This is a genomic window from Stenotrophomonas sp. YIM B06876 (genome assembly GCF_030711595.1).
Classification (GTDB): Bacteria; Pseudomonadota; Gammaproteobacteria; order Xanthomonadales; family Xanthomonadaceae; genus Stenotrophomonas.
In genome coordinates this window covers 1-2,609 of record NZ_JAUJUJ010000103.1, presented here as the reverse complement: position 1 = coordinate 2,609, position 2,609 = coordinate 1, and the positions used below count along the sequence as shown (strand labels likewise).

3 protein-coding genes are annotated in these 2,609 nt (G+C 59.0%); all 3 read right to left on the bottom strand.

The annotated features are described in order from the left end of the window. Nucleotides 1-332: 332 nt before the first annotated feature. The gene (locus tag QZH66_RS14995) at nucleotides 333-866 is read right to left on the bottom strand and encodes a pilin (RefSeq protein WP_305806714.1); all 534 of its coding nucleotides are present in this window, start codon (nucleotides 864-866) and stop codon (nucleotides 333-335) included. Between the two features lie 480 nt (nucleotides 867-1,346). Continuing rightward, entirely contained in the window at nucleotides 1,347-2,192 is an 846-nt protein-coding gene (locus QZH66_RS14990) for a nucleotidyl transferase AbiEii/AbiGii toxin family protein (protein ID WP_305806713.1), read from the bottom strand. Continuing rightward, on the bottom strand, nucleotides 2,189-2,609 hold a 421-nt coding region (locus QZH66_RS14985), incomplete at its 5' end, for a transcriptional regulator (protein WP_305806712.1). The genes QZH66_RS14985 and QZH66_RS14990, both read right to left, overlap by 4 nt.

Here is a 2,609-nt window from a genome sequence, read left to right as displayed (position 1 = left end):
AGGCCCACGCCGCCATCAGCGGCCAGAAGTTGGAAATGGGCGGCTGCGTGAACGGAAACACGAACGGCAACGCCACGGCCAGCGGGGTGAGCAGGTTGCGCAGGGACGTGGGGTGCATGAGAGAGGCGGGATGGGGCTGGGCCAGCGGAGGGGAAGGACATTTCCCATGCTCGCCGCCGGCAAAGCGAGGAGCATTCGCCGAATCAATGAGACTCTGACCCCGATTAATCTGACCCCGATTAATCCTAAATATAAAAGGGCATCTTGATAGATGCCCTTTACAACCACCAAAATTATTGGCTAAGAACTTAGCAATTCACAGTGGCTATGCATTATGGATAAACACCGCGGCAAGATGCGGGCAGGTATTTAGTCGGGATGCTAGTGCCGTCGGCAGCCAAGCCACAGCGCCAACCTGCCACAGTCTTACCACCGTCTGTTGTACCAACAACAGCCGTCGTACCTGTCTGGATAGGAACCAGCGTCAACACATTGGCACCATTCAGTTGAGTCAAGTTAGTGGCGTTGGCAACAATGAAAATCTTGCCATTGGCATCTGCGCCGCTCAGAGTGGCACTACCTGCATCTGGGACACCTGCTGTCTCAGTGCCAGCAGTAACGAACTTGCTAGCAGCCACTGCACAGGCCTTGGGCAGTTCTGCGGTCACATTAGCAACGTTGGAGCTCTGCAGCGTCTCGGTAATACCAGTCCGACAAGAGGAGGCGGCAAGAATCACTTCAGACACCTTGGCTCGCACCGTGTAGTCCTGATAAGCCGGCAGAGCCACGGCAGCCAGAATACCAATGATCGCCACAACGATCATCAATTCGATCAGGGTGAAACCCTTTTGCAGAGTGCGCTTCATAAAATCTCCTCGGAGTCAATTGCAAATGAAAACCTGCAGAAGAGTTCTCCAGGTTCGTAACGATTACAGCAGGTTCCGTGCCAGCCGACGAGTGAAACAAAAAGTGTCTGCTTCTGGATGACGCGCTGGAGACTGTCAATACATTGTTACCGCAAGGCCTCTGCAAAGGACTAGATGACAATTTTGTCTTGCGTGAAGTGTCACAACATGCATCTTTGTCTTACAAATCAAACTCCTACCCCGCCTGCCGCCAGAAAATGGCAGCGCCGGCCTGCGCAGGAACCATCTTTCGAGACATGGCGGCATTCTCCGGTTTCAGGTGAAATTCGCTGAAAACCTTTGTGCAGCAAGCGCTTGATGCTATCGAAATTGATGCAATCTTGCCGTAGGTTTTGTGAATTGGCGTCTTGTACGGCCAATGGTGTCGGCGGGCCCGCTGGGCCGTCCACGGCGCCTTTGCGCCTGCAACATGCGCATTCTTTACGTGCCCGACAGTCTCTGGAACTGGCTGCGCAGCAGCGCGAGCACCTCGGCCAGGTCCAAGCGTTCCAGCCGGTTCTTTTGCAGGAAGGCGGCCCACTGTCTTTGTTTCGCCGTGTCCAGCGCAAATGCATCGCTCAAACCCGAGGGGGTGGCGCTGGGCAGCGCCAGTTGCCGCCGCGCGAATGTGGCCTTGATCGCGCGGCGCATCTCGGCGGGCTCCAGCGCGTCTTCCGTCAGCATCACCCAGAGGTCAAAATAGTCCTTCATGCGGGTGTTGGCCATGCCCAGCAGGCACACGGCGTGGAATTTTTCGGCCACCACCGTGTACTTCGGGTAGGAGCGCAGCTGCGGTACGGGCAGGTCTTCGAGCAGCACCGGGTAGTTCAGCGATTCTGGCGTGGGCGTAACCGCATCGCCAAAACCGATGTCCACCTGCAACGCGATGCGCGCACCGTCCAGCTTTGCTTGCAGATCGATTCGCACACCGCCGTAGCCCGCGTCCTTGCGGATCTCCGAGCCCTTGACCGAAGCGGGGTCGAACGCGATGCCGTCCTCCACCGCGATCTGGCAGATCTCGCGGAACGCCGACACAGCGGTGTCGATGTCGTCCGGGCCAAACCCGAGCAGATCGGCGTCGCGCGTTGGCCGATGCGGTTGGTCGTACCACAATGAAAACAACAGCGCGCCTTTGAGCAAGTAGTTGGCAGCATGGGGCGAAACCGACAGCCGGTACAGCAGCCGCTCCAACCCGAAGTGGGTGAGCGTGAGGTTGAAGTCTTGCTGCGTGGCATCGGCGCGCTGCTTCAGGCGAGCGCGGATGGAGGCACCCAGGTTGCGGCTCATGCCGCAATGCTTTCCAGATAAGGCCGCATGACATTGGCCACGCGATCTACCGTGGCGTAGTGCCAGAGCGCATCCATGGTCAGCTTGCGCTGTGACCAGCCATCGCGCAGCGCTTCCAGCGCCACGTCCAGACCAATCTTGTTGCGGTATTTGAAGCAGTCGGCCACTGTCTTGGCCGCGTTGAACACAGGCACCTGCACGCCATCGATCGCGACCGGTTCGATGCCCTCGGTCAATGCCGCCCCCGACATGCGCACCACGCGCAGCGCCGGCTGGTCCAGGCGTGGCGTGGGTGTGTGTGGCGGAATGGCCATCCAGACCTCGAACGGCGCCTGCGTGCCGATGCCGTGGACGCGCAGCGCCGACAGCAGGCACACCACGCCACGCGGCACGCGCAGGGCGACCTCGGCCAGAGAT